This window comes from Lacticaseibacillus huelsenbergensis (assembly GCF_029726355.1).
GTDB classification, from domain to species: Bacteria; Bacillota; Bacilli; order Lactobacillales; family Lactobacillaceae; genus Lacticaseibacillus; species Lacticaseibacillus casei.
In genome coordinates this window covers 2,333,121-2,354,336 of record NZ_CP120687.1, presented here as the reverse complement: position 1 = coordinate 2,354,336, position 21,216 = coordinate 2,333,121, and the positions used below count along the sequence as shown (strand labels likewise).

General features: G+C 47.3%; 18 protein-coding genes and 1 pseudogene. 11 read left to right on the top strand and 8 right to left on the bottom strand.

The genetic code is table 11. The annotated features are described in order from the left end of the window. Positions 1 to 499: 499 nt before the first annotated feature. The 8 genes from LHUE1_RS10820 to LHUE1_RS10785 all read left to right on the top strand — a co-directional run bounded on the left by LHUE1_RS10820 (position 500) and on the right by LHUE1_RS10785 (position 8,125). Complete coding sequence (locus tag LHUE1_RS10820) at positions 500 to 1,006, top strand: MSCRAMM family adhesin SdrC (protein WP_217774573.1); 507 nt, start codon at positions 500 to 502, stop codon at positions 1,004 to 1,006. A gap of 189 nt (positions 1,007 to 1,195) precedes the next feature. Beyond that, positions 1,196 to 1,366 (top strand): hypothetical protein, encoded by a 171-nt coding sequence (locus tag LHUE1_RS10815; RefSeq protein ID WP_217774574.1) that lies wholly within the window; start codon positions 1,196 to 1,198, stop codon positions 1,364 to 1,366. A gap of 255 nt (positions 1,367 to 1,621) precedes the next feature. Further along, positions 1,622 to 2,050: a hypothetical protein gene (locus LHUE1_RS10810; protein WP_049169020.1), complete on the top strand. Its 429-nt coding sequence runs from the start codon at positions 1,622 to 1,624 to the stop codon at positions 2,048 to 2,050. A gap of 111 nt (positions 2,051 to 2,161) precedes the next feature. Beyond that, positions 2,162 to 2,440: a hypothetical protein gene (locus LHUE1_RS10805; RefSeq protein WP_049169019.1), complete on the top strand. Its 279-nt coding sequence runs from the start codon at positions 2,162 to 2,164 to the stop codon at positions 2,438 to 2,440. A 6-nt stretch (positions 2,441 to 2,446) separates the two neighbouring features. After that, positions 2,447 to 3,262 (top strand): hypothetical protein, encoded by an 816-nt coding sequence (locus tag LHUE1_RS10800; protein ID WP_279280248.1) that lies wholly within the window; start codon positions 2,447 to 2,449, stop codon positions 3,260 to 3,262. Positions 3,263 to 3,295: 33 nt separating this feature from the next. Beyond that, the gene (locus tag LHUE1_RS10795) at positions 3,296 to 3,649 is read left to right on the top strand and encodes a hypothetical protein (RefSeq protein ID WP_279280247.1); all 354 of its coding nucleotides are present in this window, start codon (positions 3,296 to 3,298) and stop codon (positions 3,647 to 3,649) included. Positions 3,650 to 3,748: 99 nt separating this feature from the next. Then, positions 3,749 to 4,090: a hypothetical protein gene (locus tag LHUE1_RS10790; protein ID WP_279280246.1), complete on the top strand. Its 342-nt coding sequence runs from the start codon at positions 3,749 to 3,751 to the stop codon at positions 4,088 to 4,090. Positions 4,091 to 7,921: 3,831 nt separating this feature from the next. Continuing rightward, positions 7,922 to 8,125, top strand: a complete 204-nt coding sequence (locus LHUE1_RS10785) for a hypothetical protein (RefSeq protein WP_279280245.1) — start codon at positions 7,922 to 7,924, stop codon at positions 8,123 to 8,125. Between the two features lie 71 nt (positions 8,126 to 8,196). Here LHUE1_RS10785 and LHUE1_RS14390 read toward each other — a convergent pair. The 8 genes and pseudogenes from LHUE1_RS14390 to secA2 all read right to left on the bottom strand — a co-directional run. Beyond that, a pseudogene (locus LHUE1_RS14390) lies at positions 8,197 to 8,352 on the bottom strand (KxYKxGKxW signal peptide domain-containing protein); the annotation flags it as partial. 494 nt (positions 8,353 to 8,846) lie between these two features. Then, positions 8,847 to 9,707, bottom strand: a complete 861-nt coding sequence (locus LHUE1_RS10780) for a hypothetical protein (protein WP_049169428.1) — start codon at positions 9,705 to 9,707, stop codon at positions 8,847 to 8,849. Beyond that, a complete protein-coding gene (locus LHUE1_RS10775) occupies positions 9,697 to 11,139 on the bottom strand; it encodes a glycosyltransferase (RefSeq protein WP_217774578.1) in 1,443 nt (480 codons plus the stop codon). Before LHUE1_RS10775 ends, LHUE1_RS10780 begins: the two co-directional genes overlap by 11 nt. A gap of 14 nt (positions 11,140 to 11,153) precedes the next feature. Next, a complete protein-coding gene (gene asp3, locus LHUE1_RS10770; protein WP_049169427.1) occupies positions 11,154 to 11,918 on the bottom strand; it encodes an accessory Sec system protein Asp3 in 765 nt (254 codons plus the stop codon). A 15-nt stretch (positions 11,919 to 11,933) separates the two neighbouring features. Then, on the bottom strand, positions 11,934 to 13,568 hold the full coding sequence (gene asp2 / locus LHUE1_RS10765) for an accessory Sec system protein Asp2 (RefSeq protein ID WP_049169426.1): 1,635 nt from the start codon (positions 13,566 to 13,568) through the stop codon (positions 11,934 to 11,936). Then, positions 13,558 to 15,195 carry an accessory Sec system protein Asp1 gene (gene asp1 / locus LHUE1_RS10760; protein ID WP_049169425.1) on the bottom strand — a complete coding sequence of 546 codons (1,638 nt, stop codon included), beginning with the start codon at positions 15,193 to 15,195 and terminating at the stop codon, positions 13,558 to 13,560. Before asp1 ends, asp2 begins: the two co-directional genes overlap by 11 nt. Positions 15,196 to 15,208: 13 nt before the next feature. Beyond that, positions 15,209 to 16,432, bottom strand: coding sequence for a preprotein translocase subunit SecY (locus LHUE1_RS10755; protein ID WP_049169424.1), 1,224 nt, complete (start codon positions 16,430 to 16,432; stop codon positions 15,209 to 15,211). A 95-nt stretch (positions 16,433 to 16,527) separates the two neighbouring features. Further along, entirely contained in the window at positions 16,528 to 18,918 is a 2,391-nt protein-coding gene (secA2, locus tag LHUE1_RS10750) for an accessory Sec system translocase SecA2 (protein WP_049169423.1), read from the bottom strand. Positions 18,919 to 19,006: 88 nt separating this feature from the next. Here secA2 and LHUE1_RS10745 point away from each other — a divergent pair, with 88 nt between their 5' ends. From LHUE1_RS10745 to LHUE1_RS10735, 3 genes are all read left to right on the top strand, one after another. Beyond that, positions 19,007 to 19,195 (top strand): hypothetical protein, encoded by a 189-nt coding sequence (locus LHUE1_RS10745; RefSeq protein WP_049169422.1) that lies wholly within the window; start codon positions 19,007 to 19,009, stop codon positions 19,193 to 19,195. Positions 19,196 to 19,298: 103 nt separating this feature from the next. After that, entirely contained in the window at positions 19,299 to 20,222 is a 924-nt protein-coding gene (locus LHUE1_RS10740) for a glycosyltransferase family 8 protein (protein WP_049169421.1), read from the top strand. An 89-nt stretch (positions 20,223 to 20,311) separates the two neighbouring features. Next, positions 20,312 to 21,211 (top strand): glycosyltransferase family 8 protein, encoded by a 900-nt coding sequence (locus LHUE1_RS10735; RefSeq protein WP_049169420.1) that lies wholly within the window; start codon positions 20,312 to 20,314, stop codon positions 21,209 to 21,211. Positions 21,212 to 21,216 lie beyond the last annotated feature (5 nt).

Genomic DNA, 21,216 nt, shown 5'->3' with positions numbered 1-21,216 from the left:
TTCTGACTTGGACTTTGAAGTTGACTCAGAATAGCTCGTCGAAGTCGAGTCTGACTGACTGGTAGACGTCCGTTTCGACTCACTGTATGACTTCGAGGTCGAATCCGATTGCGATGCACTTGCTGAATCTGATTCAGAATGACGTGTCGATGTACTGTCTGCTTCAGATACGGAAGCACTTGTTGATTCACGATTAGACGTTGACTTTGAATCAGACTTCGACTCACTCGTCGAAACTGACTCAGAAGCCTGCTTCGATTCGCTAGTTGACGTTGATTTAGAGTTCTTGTCAGCTTCACTGTCTGAAGTTGAAGCTGATTGACTAGTCGAGGTGCTTACCGATGTAGATTGACTAGCAGTGCTTTCGCTGCCAGCACCCTTGCTCTCGGAAGTAGACGTCGAGTCACTAGCCGAATCGGACTTAGAAGCCTGATCAGACTGGCTGGTCGAGGCTGACTTCGATGCACTGTTAGAAGCATTAGCCGATGTAGAGGCAGAATTGTGGTCAGAGTCACTGGTCGAGGCTGACTGTGAGGTCCGCGCTGATTCACTGGTCGAAGCACTCTGTGAACCATGCTTAGAAGCACTGGCTGAGTTCGAAGCTGAAGTGCTCTCCGAAATGCTCATTGATGTGGATGCCGAAGCATGGTCTGAAGCACTCGTGGAAGCTGAATTCGACGTGCTAGTTGACAGGCTTGCCGAAGTGGATGCGGAAGTATCTTTGTTGGTGCTGCCAGAGCCTTCTTTTGACCGACTGGTTGATTCACTCGTCGAATCTGCCTTTGACTTACTCGTTGATGTCGAAGCCGATGCAGAAGTTGAAGCCTGTTCAGACTCGCTGGTCGAGGTTGAATTCGATTCACTGACCGATGCGTTCTTATTGTCGGAAGTCGATTGTTCTTCAGATACGGACGCCGAAGTGGATGTCGAGTTTTGCTCTGAATTGCTCGTCGAACTAGACTGCGACTCGCTGGTCGAAGCCTTGGTAGAAGTCGAAGCTGATTGACTGGCCGACTTGCTTGCCGAATCAGAGTTTGAATGGATTGCTGACTGGGACTTGGAAGTAGAGTTAGAGTAGCTCGATGAAGTTGATTCTGATTGATGCTTAGAAGTCTGTTTCGATTCGCTTGTTGATTTCGAAGCTGAATCGGATTGTGATGTGCTTACTGAATTCGATTCAGAGTGACGCGTTGATGTGCTATCTGCTTCAGATGCTGAAGCGCTGGTCGACTCGCGCTTAGAAGTTGATGTGGAATCCGACTTCGAGGTGCTTGTGGAAGCTGACGTTGACGCCTGCCTCGATTCGCTAGTGGATGTCGATTTAGAGTTCTTGTTCTCTTCACTGTCTGAAGTTGAAGCAGATTGACTGGTTGAGGTACTTACCGACGTGGATTGACTAGCCGTGCTTTCACTGCCAGCGCCCTTGCTCTCAGAAGTTGAGGTTGAGTCGCTTGCTGAATCAGACTTGGATGCCTGATCTGACTGACTCGTTGATGCTGACTTCGATGCACTCGTGGAATCGTTAGTCGATGTGGAAGCAGAATCGCGGTCAGAGTCACTGGTTGAAGCTGATTGTGATGTCCGTGCTGATTCACTGGAGGAAGCACTTTGAGAGTCACGCTTGGAAGCACTTGCCGACTGCGATGCCGAAGTACTTTCTGAAACACTCAGCGACGTGGATGTCGAAGCATGGTCTGAAGCACTCGTGGAAGCTGAATCAGAGGTGCTCGTCGATAGACTCGCCGAAGTGGATTCGGAAGTATCCTTGCTGGTGCTGCCAGAGCCTTCTTTTGATCGACTGGTTGATTCACTCGTCGACTGTGACTGCGACTTACTTGTCGATGTTGAAGTCGATGCCGAAGTTGACGCCTGTTCGGACTCACTAGTCGACGTTGAATTCGACTCACTGACCGAAGCATTCTTATTGTCAGAAGTCGACTGTTTTTCAGATGTCGAAGCCGAAGCGGATGTCGAATTTTGTTCAGAATCGCTCGTTGAACTAGACTGCGACTCACTGGTCGAAGCCTTCGTTGACGTTGAAGCTGATTGACTTGTCGAATTGCTTGCCGAATCGGAACTTGAATGGATTTCTGACTTGGACTTCGATGTCGATTCAGAGTAACTGGTTGAGGTTGAGTCAGATTGACTTGTAGATGTCTGCTTGGACTCGCTGGTCGACTTCGAGGCAGAATCCGATTGTGATGTGCTTACCGAATTCGATTCAGATTGCCGCGCTGACGTGCTATCTGCTGTGGATGTGGAAGCACTGGTCGATTCGCGCTTAGAAGTTGATGTGGAATCCGATTTCGAAGTGCTCGTTGAACTAGACGTCGAAGCTTGTTTCGATTCACTCATCGAAGCTGAGTTGGACGCCTTTTTAGATTCACTGTCTGATTTAGAAGCAGAGTCGCTGGTCGAAGTGCTTACCGAAGTTGACTGACTAGCGGTGCTTTCACTGCCGGCACCCTTGCTCTCGGAAGTCGAGGTCGAATCGCTGGCTGAATCGGACTTAGATGCCCGATCAGACTGGCTTGTAGACTCTGACTTCGATGCACTCGTGGAATCATTAGCCGATGTGGAAGTTGAATCACGGTCAGAGTCACTGGTTGAAGCTGACTGTGACGTCTGTGTCGAAGCACTGGTCGAAGTACTCTGTGAATCACGCTTGGAAGCACTCGCCGACTGTGATGCCGAAGTACTTTCGGAAACACTCAATGACGTGGATGTCGAAGCATGGCCTGAAGCACTGGTGGAAGCTGAATCCGACGTGCTAGTTGACAGGCTTGCCGAAGTGGATGCGGAAGTATCTTTGTTGGTGCTGCCAGAGCCTTCTTTTGACCGACTGGTTGATTCACTCGTCGAATCTGCCTTTGACTTACTTGTCGAGGTTGAAGCTGAGGCCGAAGTGGACGCCTGTTCGGACTCACTGGTCGAAGTTGAGTTCGACTCGCTGACTGATGCATTCTTGTTGTCAGAAGTCGATTGCTCTTCAGATGCCGATGCCGATGTGGATGTTGAATTTTGTTTAGAATTACTCGTCGAACTAGACTGCGACTCACTGGTCGAAGCCTTCGTAGATGTCGAAGCAGAATTTGATTCACGAGTTGAAGTCGATGCGGAAAGTGATGTTGATGTTGATGCAGACTTAGACTCGTCACGACGCTCTGACAAACTCTTAGATGCCGAAGTTGAAGCGCTAACTGAGCCGCTTTCGGAAGCTGTCTTTGAGTTATCTGCAGACTTAGAGGTGGCATCACGCTGAGAATCGCTCTTTGAAACAGATTCAGAACTGCGTGTGGATTCACTCGTCGAAACTGAAACTGACGTACTTGCTGACGTGCTTGCCGACTGCGAAATGCTTGCACCGCTGTTGTTGCCATTGCGCGAGTCACTTTCTGAAGCTGAGAGACTCTCACTAGCAGAGTTAGACTCTGACTTAACATCCGATTCACTCGTGGAACCAGAAGCTGAAGCCGATGTCGAAACGCTGGCCGATGTTGAAGCCGACTTACGATCAGAACCGCTTGCAATCGACGATGTGCTTTCATATTGTGATTCGCTTGTTGAAGCACTGGTTGAATCTTTGTCAGAGGTACTTGCCGACTCAGAAGCAGAAACACTGCCCGACAAACTGGCCGATTCGGACTGAGATGCCCGACTCGACTCACTTGACGAGGTGGAAGTTGACATGCTTGTCGAATGACTTGCTGAATCCGACTCAGAAACATCTTTGGACGTACTCTTTGTCGTGGATTCCTTCGCAGATGTCGAAGCTGACAGACTTGTTGAAGTGCTTGCCGAGTTTGAGGTATCTGCCCGGCTCGATTCACTCATTGAGACTGAAGTTGACTCACTGGTTGATTGGCTCGATTGGGCAGACTCCGACTGTCTCTTTGAATCTGATGCAGAAACGGATTCTGATTGGATCTTAGATGTACTTTGTGAAATTGAATTCGATTCGGTTGCTGACTCGCTGGCGGACAATGAAGCAGACGTACTTGTCGAGGTGCTTGCAGAGGCAGAAGTCGAAGTCCGTTCAGAGTCAGACATTGATGTAGATTCAGAAGCACTCGTTGACTGTTTAGAATAGTCCGGTGCTGAATAAACGTTGAAGCTGTCAGTAAATTGTTTCTTGTCTGACTGACGGGTGAAGACTAACGTGCCGGCATTTTTATGCATGCCTTCTGTTTGAAGGGTCTTCTGAGCGTCATCGGACCAATCAATCGTGAAGGTACCAACGCCGTCAATCGTCCCGGTGCCGTCATTATTCCAGGTAACCTGATCAGCCGTGTAAACAACGCCATTAACAACAACGGCATCAAAGGCGTCCTTTGCAGTCGGAAGGTCATGCCCAATGGTGTAGCCGATATTCTTTTTACTATCGACTTGCGCATCTGTGGACGCATTAGTGGTCGAATAGACGTTTAACGCACCTGCTGCTGTGTATTTATCGGATAGCGTTACCTCAACATTAGCCGCATTTGAATGCAATCCAGCGGTTTCAATAGCATCTTCGGTACCCTTAGACCATTCCAAGGTAACGGTGATGGTCTTGCCATCCTTAGTGGTAATGGTACCGGTGTTACCATCGCTACTCCACTTGATGTCATCGGTCGTATACTTCGTGCCGTCAACTTCAATGTAGGCGCCGGATCCATTCATAGCCTCTTTAGCAGTAGGTTTGTCGCCACCAATAACATAAACAATCGTACGATTATTGTTAACAGTCACATCGTGTTTCGCTGACGAGCTGATGACGTTCACAGCATCTTTAGCAACTGTGCCATCCTGCAATGTCAGCTGAAGATCAGCGGCATCGGTATACGTTCCAGCGGTTTGCAAATCATCTTTGGTCTTATTCCAGTTCAGAGTGATGGTACCGACGCCATCAATCGTGCCCTTGCTACCGTCAGCATTCCACTTAACCTGGCTGGCGTCGTACTTAACACCATTGACAACGACATAATCATAAAGGTCTTTAGCTGTCGGGAGGTCATTACCAATAATATAGTTGACATTCTTCTTGCTGGTAACAGCAACTTGCTTGGTGATGCTATAAGTGAATTGCTGTGGTAATAAATCAAGGGCGGAATCAGGTACCTCAAATGAAGTGCCGTCATATTTAAGCTGATTTTTAATCCAGCTTAAGACTGCATCTGCACCATTTTGATTGAGTTGAATAGTCCATTTGCCTTCATCACTGGTATAGGCAAAGTTAAAGTATTCGTGCATATCCCCAGCAAATCCAGAAATAGAGGAGAATTTGAGTGACTGGGTTGTCGTGGTCGTCCCATCATTCCAAGTAATCGTGATAGTTGGATCAATATCAGGATAATTTAAAAGTTCACCGTTGTACTGACGCGAATCAGTTGGGTTGGTAATGCTGATGTTATCAATGCTGGCACCCTTGTGATAGGTAAACGTAATTTGCCCAGTTTTACCTGTAAAGGTGTTGGCAGCATTTACTGGTTCAGGAATCCAACCTTTGACAGTTGGTGCTCCAATGTTGGTTAATTGGTCAGTTGGTGCCCAAACCGTATAAGTCTTGGCATCAGGAAAACCAGTTTCACCTGATTTTGCCTGCAGTGTGACGGTAACTTCGGTCAAAATTGACTGATAACCATCAGTGAAGGCTTGGCCTGCAGCCGGTGCGTTTTTATTAACAGCACTTGCTACCGTGGTATAGATCGATGCAGTAGTATCGTCTTTAGCACTGTAATCCTGGCCATCAACCGTGATCTTTCCGGCATCGCCTGCATCTGGCACAGGCATCGCTGGGTTCGCAGCAATTTCCTCATGTGCTTTTGCCAACCCAGCAGCAAACGCATTATTGGCGCGAATTGCTTCTACTTGATAAGCGTAAGAATAGTAAGGCCGAGCAAAGTTGGTCAAATCATCGACCAACGGTGTCAAGGTCGAGCTTAAAATGCTCTTCTGTGCTGTAAACTCAGTTGGATCTGGCTTGAGAGGATCAACTTTACCGTCTTTTTGTGAATGAGACTTGATATCAGCGTTGGCTTGGCCTTGATACATGGCGTCACGTAAGAACTGATAAGTCCTGGTGTAATCATTCGCTTCGAGCGTCGTCGCTGTACCGCCGCCACCATTGAGTGCAGGATCACCCACTGGTTCAAAATTAAGATCCGCATCTTTTTGCCGTTGTGCTAGCTGAGCGTCCGTATATGTTGGATCGGTTCTAAAGTCATACAGTGCTTTAGCAACCGCCTGATATTCTTTGGAGTAGATCTGCTGGATCATCTCGCGGGCGCCTTCAGCGCTACGAGCATAATTCTTAAGGCCGGACGCCGTGTTTTGTGCATTATCGGTCTTCAGTAGAGCCTTGTCAGCGTCGGAGACACTCAATGAATCAATCAGTTCATCAATATTGTCAGCTGGACTGCCGCTCCAAGCATCGGAAGCTGCTTTTTGAAGCAAAGGCGTGAAGACTTTCATCGCCCATGCATAAGCAGCAGCTTGGGTCGTGTCACTTAAATTGGCCTGATTACTATTGGTGACAGCGGCTGGATTATTAACGTCATAGCCAGTGGCCTTATACGTATTTGAGCCGTCATCATAGATACCATTGTTCATCAGGTTCTGCAGGGCTTTATACTCACCAGTTGCCCAGTTGTTCATGATGGCTTGTTGAGCAACGGTTTTAATTGAATCATAAATACGCTGCATGAGGGTACTACTAATAACCCCATCCAGGCCAACCAGTCCGAGAAAACTCTTAATATTGCCATTCAGAGCAACGGCATCGGTAAACTTATCAGGAGCATAGTCAATCTTGCCATCTGCTCCCATTTTGGCATTGCCAATTGATCGAATATCAGACAAAGCCTGATGAGCGATTCCGTTGATGATATAAGGGGCAACCAGGCCAACTAAGTTATTGAGGTATCCAACAGTTGTATTGACATTTGATGCCGCAACACTTGAATCAGTATATACTTGCAGCACTTTTGGAACGTTATAGTTATTCCAGAATGAATTCCAGATAAAGCTTAGTCCATTTGCAATAACGCCGCCCAGTGAAGAACCACTTAAGTCCCCTGAACGATAAGTAGTGTTGTTGATTAAAGAATTGGCTGCGTCCGGGTTCGTTGATTGGTTCTTGACAGCAGTTAAATCATCCAAAATGCCTTTTGCGTATGAACGAAGGTAGGTTACATAACCAGCGTTAAATGAAGGTAATGAACTGTTGACTTTATAACCGTGACCATAAGTGGAAAGATCTAACCAATTGTCTGCAGCCGGCCAGTCACTGCCATTGCGGTTATCCGGTTTCCAAATTGGGTCATAAGCATTGGTGCCAGTTTTACTATCAGTAATCGTCGTGTTGGTATAAAGCGTTGGATTCTTAATATAGTCATCGATCAAAGCAGCCAGTTGATTAACGGCAGCCTTAACATTGCCAATGTTAAAGGCAACCCCAAACCCTTTGAGGTCAATATTCTTGATAATGGACTTAAGATCAGACTCGGCAGCAGACTCACCACTCTTAAAGTCTTTTTGATCCGTGATGGTGAATTCACTATCAGCAGCTGCCGTCTTGGCCTGCGCCATCATAGCGGTGAGCTTGTTAATATCAGTTGTTGCTAGCTCACCAGTCTTGGCAGCTAAGTCGCTTAACGATTGCTCGGAAATGCTAAGTGACGTGCTCTGAGAAGTACTCAAAGATTGGCTTTCAGAGGTACTGGTGCTCTGCTTGCCTGTTGTGCTTTCAGATGAGCTTGTCGAAGCCTGCTTTGATGGGTTCGTGCTCGTCGAAGTGCTTTCAGATACACTAACCGATGTTTCCTTCGAAGCTGGCTGATTCGAGGTACTCTCTGACTTCTTCTGGCTTTCTGATTGTGTGGTCTTATTGCTTTGCGATTCAGTGGTGGAGCCACTCTTCGCTGCGCTTTCAGACTTGGAGATGGATTCACTTACTGACGCGCTGGCCGCACTAATAGAGCTGCTGGTCGAGGTGCTCTGGCTGTTTTTGGTTGAGTCAGAAGTGCTCTTTGAATCGCTAGCACTAACCGACTGCGATGCCGAGACGCTCTCGGACGCACTGGTAGAAGTACTTTCCGAAGTTGATTGCGATGTTGTGTTGGAACTCGCAGGAATGGTCGCTTGATTTTGAGTCGCCAGCACATCCTGTTTCCCGGCTTCTTTGCCGACACCAGCCGTGTTCGATGTACTTGCGTGCACCGGCGAACTGGCGACGGCCCCCATACCAAATAAGCCGCTTAATGTGGCGATACCGGCAACCAACCATTGCTTGCCGGCTTTATACATTCTAAAACGGCTTTTACTGTTCGTTTCAAAAAGCCGCTTCTGTCTTTGAGGATTTAATCTACTCATTAATCGCCCATTCCCTCCTGATTCATCATTCTTAGGTTATTCCTTCATGATTTCAGCATACGTTTGTAGTGTAACATATAATTTTTCAAAATAACGATTTTTATTTAAATTAATATCAATATTTTAATCGATTCGCCGTTATTCAAAATTGTCGATATCAGTCACAACCACTGATCTACCAACACCTTAGAGATGGCGGTATTTATGAACTTCAAATTTTAAAAAATTGTAACCGCTTTCTTGAAACGGCATTTTTAAGCCTTAAAATCGTACTCAAGATTCCTTTTAGCTATACTTTCGTTGTTAAAGGGGTTAACAAATGTCAGACAATCCTGCTTCTTCGCTTCTACGCATTCGTGATAAGGAGCTGTTTTTAATCCTCAGCAATAGCTCACGATAATATTTTACACAACAAAAAGACGCTTAGATCGCTTTTTTGATCTGAGCGCCTGGGTTGTAAATTGATCGGTCTCACAGATTATTTTTTGACAATGTTACCGCGCTTCCGTGACCACTTTGGCCTTGTCTAGCGGCACATCTCTCAGTGCTAATGCATTGTAACTTGCCTGATCCATTTGTACCTCGTGAATATAAGCAATATCGTTGGTCAAAATAGCCATTAAATTGCCACGCACTTCGGAATTCTCGTCAAAAGGCGATTCCGACAGTCGTAAAACGTTATGCGACTTTGCATGTCGCAGTGCCGTCATTTCCAATCCCATGTAACGGGTTATGGCCGTGTCCTCCGGTTTCAGAAAGCGCGCGATTTCGCCTTCACGAAAAGCCTCAATGTCGTCATAACGACGCAGTTCATGCCCACTCAAAGGATCCTCAACGGTAATAAGGTTGATCGCACCTTCATAGAAAAATTCCCGAATCACGACTTTTCCATCGCGATTTAAAAACTGAATCTCCTGAATATCGTCATTATAGTAAAAAAGATTGCTGTAATGATTGCCATCAAACGAATATTCCTCAATCAAGTCCTTAGTACCATCTAAGTACTGGTAGCGCAACTCTTTAACTGCCCGGCGCGTACCGGCATAGGTCACCATCGAGCCAATCGTTTCGCCTTCACTGATAAGCGAAATGGTACCATCTTCGTTCATGTAAACCGCCGTGCCCTCAGGAACCGGTGCTTTGTCAAAAAACATATACTTGTGATCGATGTAACGTCGTTGGGTAATCGTGTCAATTAAATCCACGCCTTGGAGGTGTTCATCTTTTAAGAACCCATAGAAACCGGGCAGCGGGCCCAAGACTAGCAACTGGGTATTGGTTTGCTTAAGTACTGCCTTGTGGGCATCCCAGCCAGGTTGGCCGGCTTCCAGCTGATTGACAATTTCATAGTTCATCGAGCATCTTCCTCCATTCCCCTGCAATTCGGTGATCCTGAAAGGCTGCGACCGAGCTAAACGTCTGACCGCACAGTTTCTGGTAATCTGCTGCTTTCAAGCGCTTCAGACCCGTCACCATTTGATTGACATTGTACTGGGTATCATCCCGCTTGAAGTCCTGCAAAAAGCCGTTGACATTGTCCTTGATTAATTCCATGGCGCCAAAACGCGCCTTGTAAGTCACGACGGGCAGGCCGGCATTCAGCGATTCAATGTATGTTAAACCAAACCCTTCAGAGAACGAGGCCGACACGAATGCATCGTATTTAGGATAAAGCTTATCCAATTGATTGGTCTGGCCTTTCATCTTGACATAATCACCGGCATGTAGTTTATCAATCAACTGATTCAGCTTCATCTCTTCACCACCACCGCCATAAATATCAAGCGTGTAGTGAACACCGTCTTTGTTCAGAGCCGCAACTGCTCGGATAATCAAGTCAATATGTTTTTCAGAGGCAAGTCGAGAAGCCGTAATTAAGCGAATCGGATCACCCAAGGCTGTTTTAACCGGTGCTGTCTTCTGATCACGCACACCGCCAACCGGAATCGCGACAAACTTTTTCGCATACTGAGGAAAATCATGGATGAGATCCTCCCGTTGTAGTTTGGTTGCGACGACCACGCGATCGACCCGATTCAGCCGGGTTAACAGGTATTCGTAGTGGTTGTTCCACAATGGATTCTCCGGATCATCCCGATCAGACAGATGATCAGCGTGAACGATATTGACAATGTGACTGCCAACTGGGCGGTGATAGTCGATCGCCATCTCGACCCCTTCACCACGATCAATGATGAAGGTGCTGTTATGCCCAAAGAAGTCGTTAAGCTTATTCATGAAATAACGAATCATCAACACTTCATTGGCGAAGAAAAGATGCTGACCGTTTTGGTTATAGAGATGGATGTCTTTCATCAACATCCCGCGATGCTGATCGTCAACGTAAGAGAACATCACCCGTTTTTCGCCAGTGCGCTGGTTGAAGATTTCGGTGCGCCCGGTACTGACGAGCAGGACATTACTCTTTTTGTGTTTGTCGGGATACTTAACCAAGTGATTGACGATCCGTAGGCCACCACTCGTGATGTACTCCTGAATCCGATATGTATTCGTCCCATCGATCAAAGTATGATCCTTTGGGGTGATCAAATCTTCAATGCCATGACGCAGATAATCGTCGCCAAATGTAAAATATTCCCAAATATTAATCATTTTGCGATTTTTAATCTGCCATTTTGCCATTGCCTCGCGTAGTTCGCGCACCACGTCCAACATGACAAACCGGTAGTCGATGCCTAACCGGTCAAATAACTTGGCACGATAAAATTCGGCATGCTCGACACCGGAATTGCCAATGCCCATGGCCCGATTCATGAAAAAAATCATTTACCTTTACCCCTTCACTTTTCAATTTTTTTGGAAAATGCCGCTCGTAATGCCTGTCGCAAGTGACCGAGATGGCGGCCAACCTGGTATGCAACGGTTAACGAACCAAATGCCGGATCGAATTCAGCTTTTAAAAATGCAGCCGTCTCCTGGCACCACTGCGGATCAAGCAATTGTTTAGCATTGGCAGCTACCACAAAAATCGTTCGCGCTGCTTGCGGCAACCATAACGGCTTGGTCAGGCTGCTGCGCTCTGTTATCCCCAAAACTTGCGGTTCATCGGTTTGCTTACGCGCACGAAAAGTCACCAACGCATGGTTTAAATTCACCGCTATATCAAAATGGTTATAAACAGATACTGGGATAATCATACCATAATGAAAAACGACCTGTTCATGGCGCATATTTTTTAAGCGAATTTCATATGCATACGCTGTAAGTGGAAAAGTAAAAGTACCTTTGCCATCCTCCAACACTTCCGATCCGACTTCCAACCCGGAAGCGTCGGTAAAGACAATCTGGCAAAAGACACTGTCCTCCTTCACTTCCCAGTTGAGAGCCAGCGCATAAGTTTCTCCAGGCGTTAAAACCGGCAATTCTGCCAGTTGCAGATTATGTTCAAAGTCTTTAGTAGTCGTCCACGCGTGAATGGTTTTACCCGGTGGCATCATGGGTGCTTCGAATTGGACGGTACCATCTGCCATGTATGTCACCTGCGCACCATAGTTAAAGGTCGTATCCAGCATCCGGCGCCAGAAAAACAAATAAGCAGTCTCCATTGTTGCCTCTTTTCCCTAGAATGAGCGTCCAAATTCCTGCGTTAAAATCATATGATATTGCCGCAGGAACCAGGCATTCACCTCGTTGGTATTGTCGTTATGCCGGCCGTGCAGCCCGATATGCAACACTCGATTATGCTGCTGGCGGCGATTCAGCCACTTAACGATTTCATCAAACGCATGATGTTCGTAATCGTCATCCAGCATATGGGCAATCGCAAAAAGCGTGTGATCAAACTTACCGCCAGAAATCGTTTGCCAAATGCGTTGGTTAATTTTTTTGGCGCTTTCATGAGTAGCGCTGCCATTAAACATCATTAGCATATCAAAAGCAGTCGCAAAATCGGCGCTGCGCCGCACCCGGCCATTCTCGGCAATTGTCCCTAGATTAATCAGCGGTTTACCAACCAGAATCGCCCGTGGATCTAACTTGGCGCCATAATATAACGCCCCAAGCGTGCCCATCGACAACCCGGACAGAATCAACTGATCCGGTCGAAAACCCAAACGCTTCAAGGTCGCCTGAATCATTTCAACAACCTGATTCTCAAGCTGCGGATCACCAAGATAAAAGGCTCCCCCTTCCAACCGCGCATCGCTGAACAGCAAGAAGGGATTACGCATCGCTTTCATCATGAAGTTACCTTCAAACCCTTCAGCCGACCGATAACCGGAAAAGTAAACCGACAGTGGCGGCTTCAAATCACCGGCGTCAAAGTAACTCAACAGCTCACCATCCAATGGCTTAACAGCTTTCAACCGTTTGCCACCGATAAACATCGTGCCATAACTGCCGCGACTGCGCCGTAAGTGAACCTGCCTGATTTTGACCGTTCCACTGCCTTTGGCCATCAAGGTGATGTTGACAAACCGGAACCCGGCTTTCGTGTCTAAGATCGTATCATCACGAAATGCCGATAGTGGAATGAGTTTCTTTTGGGCGATCTGAAAGTTTTGCGGGTTCACCATTTGCAGTTTGGCCCAGACTTCGACATCCCCAACGGTCTCACATTCAATTGAAATGGCAATGGCTTCCATTTGCCCAATCCCTAGTGAGCCGCGCCAATAAACAGCCGGTTGCAAGTCGCGGCCAAAATCGCCTTTTAACGTCACCCCGACACTGCCTTGCTGCATAACACTTCCGGAAAAGCCATCGGCAATTTCGATACGGCCAAAAGGTACCCGAATGCCCCACTGCGCCGGATAAAAGAATAAAACGATCTGTTCGCCTAATTGGTCTAAATGATCTAACGAAATTGGGTGAGCTTGTTTTAAATCCAAAATGTGAATGATTTCCGGTGTTAACGATAACGTTTCATCATACATAATGGTATTGGCAGGCAGGCCGATCAGTTGGTCGGGTTGCTTTAACACGGCTGCGCCTTCTGTAATGATGAACAACGCTGTCGCATATTCGCGACGTAACCGTGTCATGTCTGCATTCTGCCACAACGAAATGGGTAGCTGGTCGGTTTTTTCCTCTGGTTCACCTTCCGAATCGCTTTTGTCCGGCTGAGTCGCTGGCGGGGTCGGCGCAGTATTAAAGGCAGCGTTTGAAATAAACTCAAAAGCAAAGTCCTTCGTGAGATGTTCCTGCAATGGTATTGCCTGCGTCCCTAGCTGTAAAACGGGATAAGCATTATCTGCCATGAGTCAAAACCTTCTTCCATAAGCGCATCAACTGGTCATCATCATGCTGATCGATCAATTTGACATTCGCCACCACTGTGCGATTCCAAGCGGACAATTGATCCAAATAACCAGATAGTGCGTCAGCCAACGCGCGATCCTGATCGATGATGCGGCCGTTAACGCCATCTTGGACATAACCGGTCTCATGCCGATTAATCTGCGGAATTGCCACACTGATGGCGCCAATCTGCAGCAACAAATTAGGTTGATCGCCTAAATCAACTAATAACCGACTGCTATGCAGCCATTGCTTCAACTGACCGACTTCCGGATCGACTGCGTAATGAAGATGCGTCAACATTTGGAAAACCTGAAAAGCCGTTTGCTGAATCTTGAGGGTTTTTTGATTAGCAGCTCGATCCGCTTCCGAATCGGTTTGCGCCGGTGGCAGCGGCATTTGGGCATTTTCAACCGTCACATTGTCGCCAGCATGCGCTTGGTCGTCCTGCCACTTTTGGATCGCCTTGGTAATTTCAGCAAATATGCCTGAGTCAGGACTAATGCCTTGGAGATTCGCGAAAAAGTTAATGGCCAGTTGTTGCAGATGCGCCACTTGATCATCATTGTCAGCAACCACAACCAATCGCCGCCGATTCTCCTGGCTCAACATAGCCAATAACTGCGGGAAAACGACTGCCAAACGTTCGGCATTGAGCTGATTGACATACCACATCACGTTCGTTTGATCGGTTTCATTGCTGACCCCTAAAGCCAGCGTGGTAGCGTAAGGCGGGATGACCTGAATCTTTTGGTCAGCACCGGTGCCGAGTTGTTTCTTTAATTGTTCGGCATAGTGATCGGTCGGCGAAATAATCTCCGTTGCCTGTTCCGCCACCGCCCGGACAGATTGCCGTTCCTGCCTGGCTAGATGTTCTTCCACCAACATGGTCACTGGATAACCTGCCATAATGGCTTTTAACATGGGTTGCGCCATCCCTGCCATGGCAACGATATGCGGATCGGCTGCCATGGCTAAATGCTGGTTCAGTTTTTCCAAAATAACCTGATCCAGGTTCGCATATTGGTGCTGCTTGAATCGGCGTGCTGCTTGTGTGCCAATCGTGACTTGACCGGATGCTTCTTCGGTCATCACAATGCTCCCGGTTAAGTCATACCAAACGCGCCGAATGACCTTGCCTTGAGCATCAAAAAACCGACTATAGCTCCAAAAACCGCGATCATCATAAACTCGCTCTTCTTTACCGATTTTCCCTTCAGGAAATTCAACGCTCAGAATAAAACCGGTCTTAAATGTCTTGATCACAGCATACAACTCATCCTGCCGATTGAGCGTCACCTGACTTTGCGAAAAGATCCGCTCAACATCTGCCGGCATGCCCAAATCTTCCAGATCAACCGGTTGGCCCGCTTGAAATGGTACGTCCTGAATCGCATCAAAGACTGACCACCACCGTTCAGACAGAAGATCATTTTCTTTTAAAGTTCGGCGCAGCCAAGGTTCAGGCCGCAAAAAGAGCAATTCAAACGGTTGATCATGGGCACTAAACAAGTGTGCCAAGTTAACCATCGACTCTTCCTCCAGCAGCTTTGGCGTTTGAGGCCAATTCGGCAGCAAATAAAGCATAGTTTCCTCCCTGTCAGATAACCTGGTAACGATTCTTATACCAAAGGGCGCGCATTTGTGAATCCACCGTGTCCATGATGGTGACTAAGATCAAAATCTGCCCCAACATCACTGAATAATTCGCTACAGGTGGGTATTTGAGCCCAATAATCAACGGGGTAATCGCAATCACCACAAGAATCGAATTGCCCCAAACCGACATGAGTGAAAAATGGCGTAGCAAGAAGCGGTTGGTCATTTCGCCCGGCACCTGGTCAATAATGTAGTCGCCGCTTTCCTTGAGATTTTTCGCCAACTTACTCGGCTGCATGTTCATGTACCCAAATGCGTAGCCCAAGAAAATCATGACCATCGCATACGAAAAGATCCCTTGTGGCGTGTTATACGAAAACCACTTAATAATTTGTCGTTGCCACTCACTGGTGGGTCCGACGGTTTGGTTTACAAAATAAGTCGGCAACGTGAACAAAGACGAAGAAAACATAAACGGCATGGACCCGGCCACCAATAACCGAATCGGCAAATACGACTTGGCTAACTCGTTTTCCAATAAAGGCCGCTCAATCGGAATATGTAATTCAGCTTCGTTGATGATCGTCATCACCACAATGAACACCAACACAACGATGCCCGCAATGATGTACTCCTGTTCCGAAATCGGATGGCGGCGTTGATAAAAACCACTGTTTAAAACATTAGGCAGTGAAAATACCAGCGAAGGAATAATCAACGCCACTGAGCTACCCACCCCTTTGGCCATATTCAAATCAGCCAGCCAGGTGGTAAACATCGCGCCCCCAATCAAAATGATCCAAACCAGCACCAAACCAAAATTAAAACTGAACCCGGGCAGATAGATCGGCTTAATGGCACTGCGCATCACATAAACCATTTCAAAACCTTGAATAAAGGCAAAGAACAACGTGATGAACCGTTGGGCAATCCCGGATTTTCGCAGCGTCCAGCGCTGCACCTGCTCATCAAACAGCATTTGAATGGCCTGCCACACAATCATGCCGGTCATATATGGCCGCATGCCTAAAGATAGAATGGTGGCATTCTGCAACTGACTACCGGTCGCACCGGCAACCAGTTGCAAAAACGGCACTGATTTAAGTTGTTCGCTAGCTGAAGCAATGTCCGTGCCTGGCAATAAAACCAGCTGACCCAAAGCCACGATACCTAAAATTAATGCTGTCCATAATGAGCGGATCAACATGTCGTGCTTATTACTCACTAAAAAATGCCTCCTCAACCACGGGTTCACGGACTGCAAAACGGCAATCACACTGACAACCTGTCTACTCACGGCAATCGTGCTGTCAACTTCCCTTAAGCTTCCGGGAAACCGACTTGAACACTGCCATTGGGATTCTTGTGAATGGTCGATAACATCAGGTTTTTAACCGCACGCTGGGCAAAATCGCCAGTCATGCGGTGAAACGCATCCCGCGCGTCTTTTTGATATTCAAAGAAAGGATTATGTTGCGCCGATGCGCGCGAATTAGCCGTGGATCGCAACTGCTGCAAAGTATCGACCTGCTCGATCCACGCCGTATCAAGTGCCTTAAGCAGTGACACCTTTTCGAAATAATCAAACTGATCCTGCGATGGCAACAATTGGTGTTGGGCCTGTAACTGTTGATCCATTAGCTGACGCAAAAAGGGCTTGACCGTTTTTTTAGTCTGCCGCGGTCGCAATCCCTCGACAGCGGGAATGGTCATGCTATCCGTAATGAGTTGGGCGCTGATGACATTCAAAATAAAGTCCATCATTTGATCTTCATTTAGTTGATGATGATCCGCCAAAAATTCATCGATTGTTCGATTCAACAGTTTGTCAACTGCCGCCTCTAAGTTCTGACTAGCCTGTATTTCGTCACGCGTCCGATAAATTGTCTCCCGTTGAATCCGCATGACTTCGGAAAACTCCAACGTTTGAAAGCGTGAATCCCGTCCTGACCGTTCCGAAGCCGCTTGTGCATGATTAATGAGCCGACGAAACCGATGTCCTGTTAAAGGTTGCGGCAGCTTTTCAGCATGACCGCGGTATTTTCGCCGAAACTTTTTCAGCCAATTCGGGCCATGTTCAAGCAAGATCCGGTCTTCCAGCGAGGCAAAGAACACCGTTTCGCCCGGCGCGCCTTGCCGCCCAGCGCGGCCCCGCAGTTGATTGTCAATCCGAGCATTGTCCATACGCTCGGTGCCAATGACGAGTAAGCCGCCTTTTTCGACCACGCCTTTACCTAAATGAATATCGGTCCCGCGCCCGGCCATCGATGTCGCCACGGTGATCGTTCCCGGTTGGCCAGCTTCTTTGACAATCATGGCTTCTTTTGAAGCACTGCGCGCGTTTAACAAGTTGTGCGGAATGCCGGCTTTTAGCAATACCCGCGAGTATAGATTCGACATGGTCACGGAACCGGTTTCGATCAGCACAGGGCGTTTCTCCGCATAAGCCTGTTTCACCATGTCAACAGAGGCATAAATTTTATGTTCCGTATCGAGGAAAAGACGATCCGGCTTGTCTTGGCGAATATTCGGTTTATGCGTGGGAATAATGACCACGTCCAAATGGTACGACTCACGAAACTCGGCCGCGTCTGTTTTTGCTGTTCCTGTCATGCCACACAAATGGGTAAACATGCGAAACAGATTCTGGTACGTGATTGACGCCATTGAGCGGGTCTGGTCCGAAATCGGCAGGTGCTCTTTAGCCTCGATCGCCTGATGCTGGCCGGCTTCCAGGCGCATCCCCTGCAACTCGCGCCCGTTGGTGATATCCAGCAATTTTACCTCATGATCAACAACCACATAATCGCGATTACGAATGAATAAAAACTGGGCTTTCAAAGCTAACACCAAGTGTCGGTATAAATCCCGCCATTTAGCCGACAACAAATGGTCAACGCCAAAATAAACTTCCAGCAACGCGATGCCGGCCTCAGTAAACCAAACCTTTTTCTTATCGTCACTGAGCACATAGTCACGGTCAGCTTGTAACAATGGGATCACTTCGGCCGCCAACAGGAAATAATTCGACTGAACGCGTGGCGCGCCGGAAATCACCAGCGGCGTTTGGGCCATATCCAGCAAGACCGCATCAATTTCATCAAGTAACGCAAAGCGAAAATGCGTTAAATACTTCGGCTTTTCAGGGCCGGACAGGTTGTCTAATAAATAATCAAAGCCCAGCGTACTGTTGGTGGTGTACACAATGTCGTGCTGATAAATATCATCGACATCCCGATCTTCATCTTCCTGGCCTTCTTTGGAAACGCCGGCCGTTACTGAAACACCGAGCCACCGATAGACGCGGCCCATATCTTCAGCATCACGATTTGCCAAATAAGCATTGGCCGTAATCAAAAAAGTCCCCGGACCCGCCAAGCCGTTGAGGTACATCGGCATCGTCGCCGTCAGCGTCTTACCTTCCCCCGTTTTCATTTCTGCCACATTGCCAAATTGCATAGCGAGTGCGCCTAAGACTTGTTCATAAAAGGGCTCCATCCCCAGCACCCGCCGATCTGCCTCGCGGACAACCGCAAAGGCCGGCACCATAATGCTGGCCAACGATTTTCCGGATTTCAAGGCTTCACGAAAATGCAGGGTCTGCGCCTTCAGTTCCTTATCCGACATCGCGCGATAAATATCCCGTTTTGCGATAACTTGTTTCGCCAGTTTAACATATTTATGTAATGCCAAATGCTCTCTTAGTTTCAAAAAGCAAACTCCTTTTCAGCTAAGCATGTTCTGGCTTTCTAGAACCACCTATTAATATTAGTCATTTTATAATATAATATAGCCTATCATGTCAAAACCAAAAAAACATACGCTGGATCAAGAAATACACGACCGGTTCAAGGCTGAAAAAAAACAGCTGGTTGATCCTCCTGTTAAAAAAGACCCCGGCCAAACTTTACAAAAAGTCATCGCCGTTGTCATTGCCATTATTGCCGTGGCTGGTGTCATTTACCCGCTTATTTCGATCTTTCAATAAGCGGTCCTTTGATGTGCCTTTTGTCATAAAGATACTATAACACTTGGTACATAATTTCTCAGAAAGCGCGTTAATTTGAAACAGATGGAGGTCTAAAGTCTTCATGAGCAAAAACGTCATCGTTTATTGCGTCACAGGGACCCACTTGCAACTTACCGCCGTGTCCATCGCCACGATCCTTGAACACTATCAAGCCAAACGAGACTTACAAATCAATATTGTTTGCAGCGGTGTTCGTCAACCAGACATCGCTTTTATCAAACAATTGCCGGCGATCTATGGCAAACCCATGGTGACGGTCGATTTTTGGTCCATCCCGCAAGAGATTTCCAAAATCAGACCGGATTTCACCATTGGCAGTGGCGTACCGGTGCCGCCGATGGCCATCTGGCGATTGTTTATGCCTAATTACTTCAATGATTACGATCGCATGCTTTACTTAGACAACGACACGATGATCGAAACCGATGTCAGCAATATCTTTGCCCAACTGAATGAGCCCTATGTTCTGGCGGCCGTAAAGGACTTTTTGTTTGCGACCGATGTTGGTTACGGTCCCGCCAACTTTAACGCCAAAGAAGCTTATGGTATCGATTCCATGAGGCATTACTTTAATAATGGCGTCATGTTGATTGATGTGGCGAAATTCAATCGGTTAATTCCGGTAACCCGTTTGCTGCACGTTATCAACACATCGAACTGGTATTTAGCTGATCAGACCATTATTAATATTCTGGCTGCTGGCCACGTTAAATACTTGCCATATCGTTACAATTTCCAACACTCATTGGCATTCTTTGATAATCCCAAGGTTGATTGGGATCCGCAACTTGTCAAAACGGTGACAGATGAGTATCCGCACATTCTGATTCGCCATTTTGCCGGTACCGGTCGGCTCACCTGTCCGTACCAACATGTTCGTCTCGCCGATGAATGGGAAGAAGAATTCTTACGCGTCTTGATCAATGTTAAGCGGCTGAGTTTTAATATCAGTCCGATTCATACGATTCAACCAGAAATCAAGTAGCCTTGTTTTTGATTTCCAGCAGCGTAACAGCATATTAACGCGTTCGCCGACTTCTAACCGCGTCGGCTCACGTTCAGGAGGTTTTTCTTTTGGAGCAGCAGGCGGTTGTCTTCTGCGTTACTGGCCCGCATATTCAACTCACGGCCGTGGCCATCACGACATTGTTACAACATTATCATCAACAAACACCCTTAAAAATTTTAGTCGTCTGCGATCATGTCCTCCAGGCAGATATTGATTTGATTCGGTCATTCCCGCAACAATTGAACCGCCCGGCTGCGTCGATTGATTTTTGGGCGCCACCGGCTTGGGCTAAGGATCTGAAGCCTTATCAAATGCGCGGACGTACCGGCTCGACGCCACCGATGGCTTTCTGGCGAATGTTTTTGCCGGCTTACTTTTCGAACTATCAAAAACTGCTTTACTTGGATAATGACATCATTGTCAATACGGATGTTTCCAAGTTGTTCGAACAGTTAGATGACCAGCACACGCTTGCGGCCGTCCCTGACTTTTTATTCGCAGCTTCCAAAGATTATGAGTTGCCGTCCAAGGTTGATACCATGTATTTATATGGCATGGCCGATATGCAGCATTATTTTAATGGCGGGGTCATTGTCATGAACGTGGCGCGTTATAATGCCAGTTATCAACCCGGAGACATCCTTAAGCTCATTCAAACCACGTCATGGAACCTGGCAGATCAGACGCTGATGAATCTCATGTTTCAAGAAAGCACGTTGCTATTGCCTTATCGTTATAATTATCAACATAGCAAAAAATATTTCACCGATCCTTATCACTGGGATCCCGAGCGCATCCAACCAATGCTGGCGGCTTACCCACACATTGCCATTCGTCACTTCGCCGGTGAAGGTCCGGTTTCGGCACCCTACCAGCATGTCGCGCTCCATGACGAGTGGGAAGCAGCTTTTTGGCAGGCCCTGCATCAAGTCAGGCTGCTGGCATCAAAGGCCAGTCAATTATGATATTT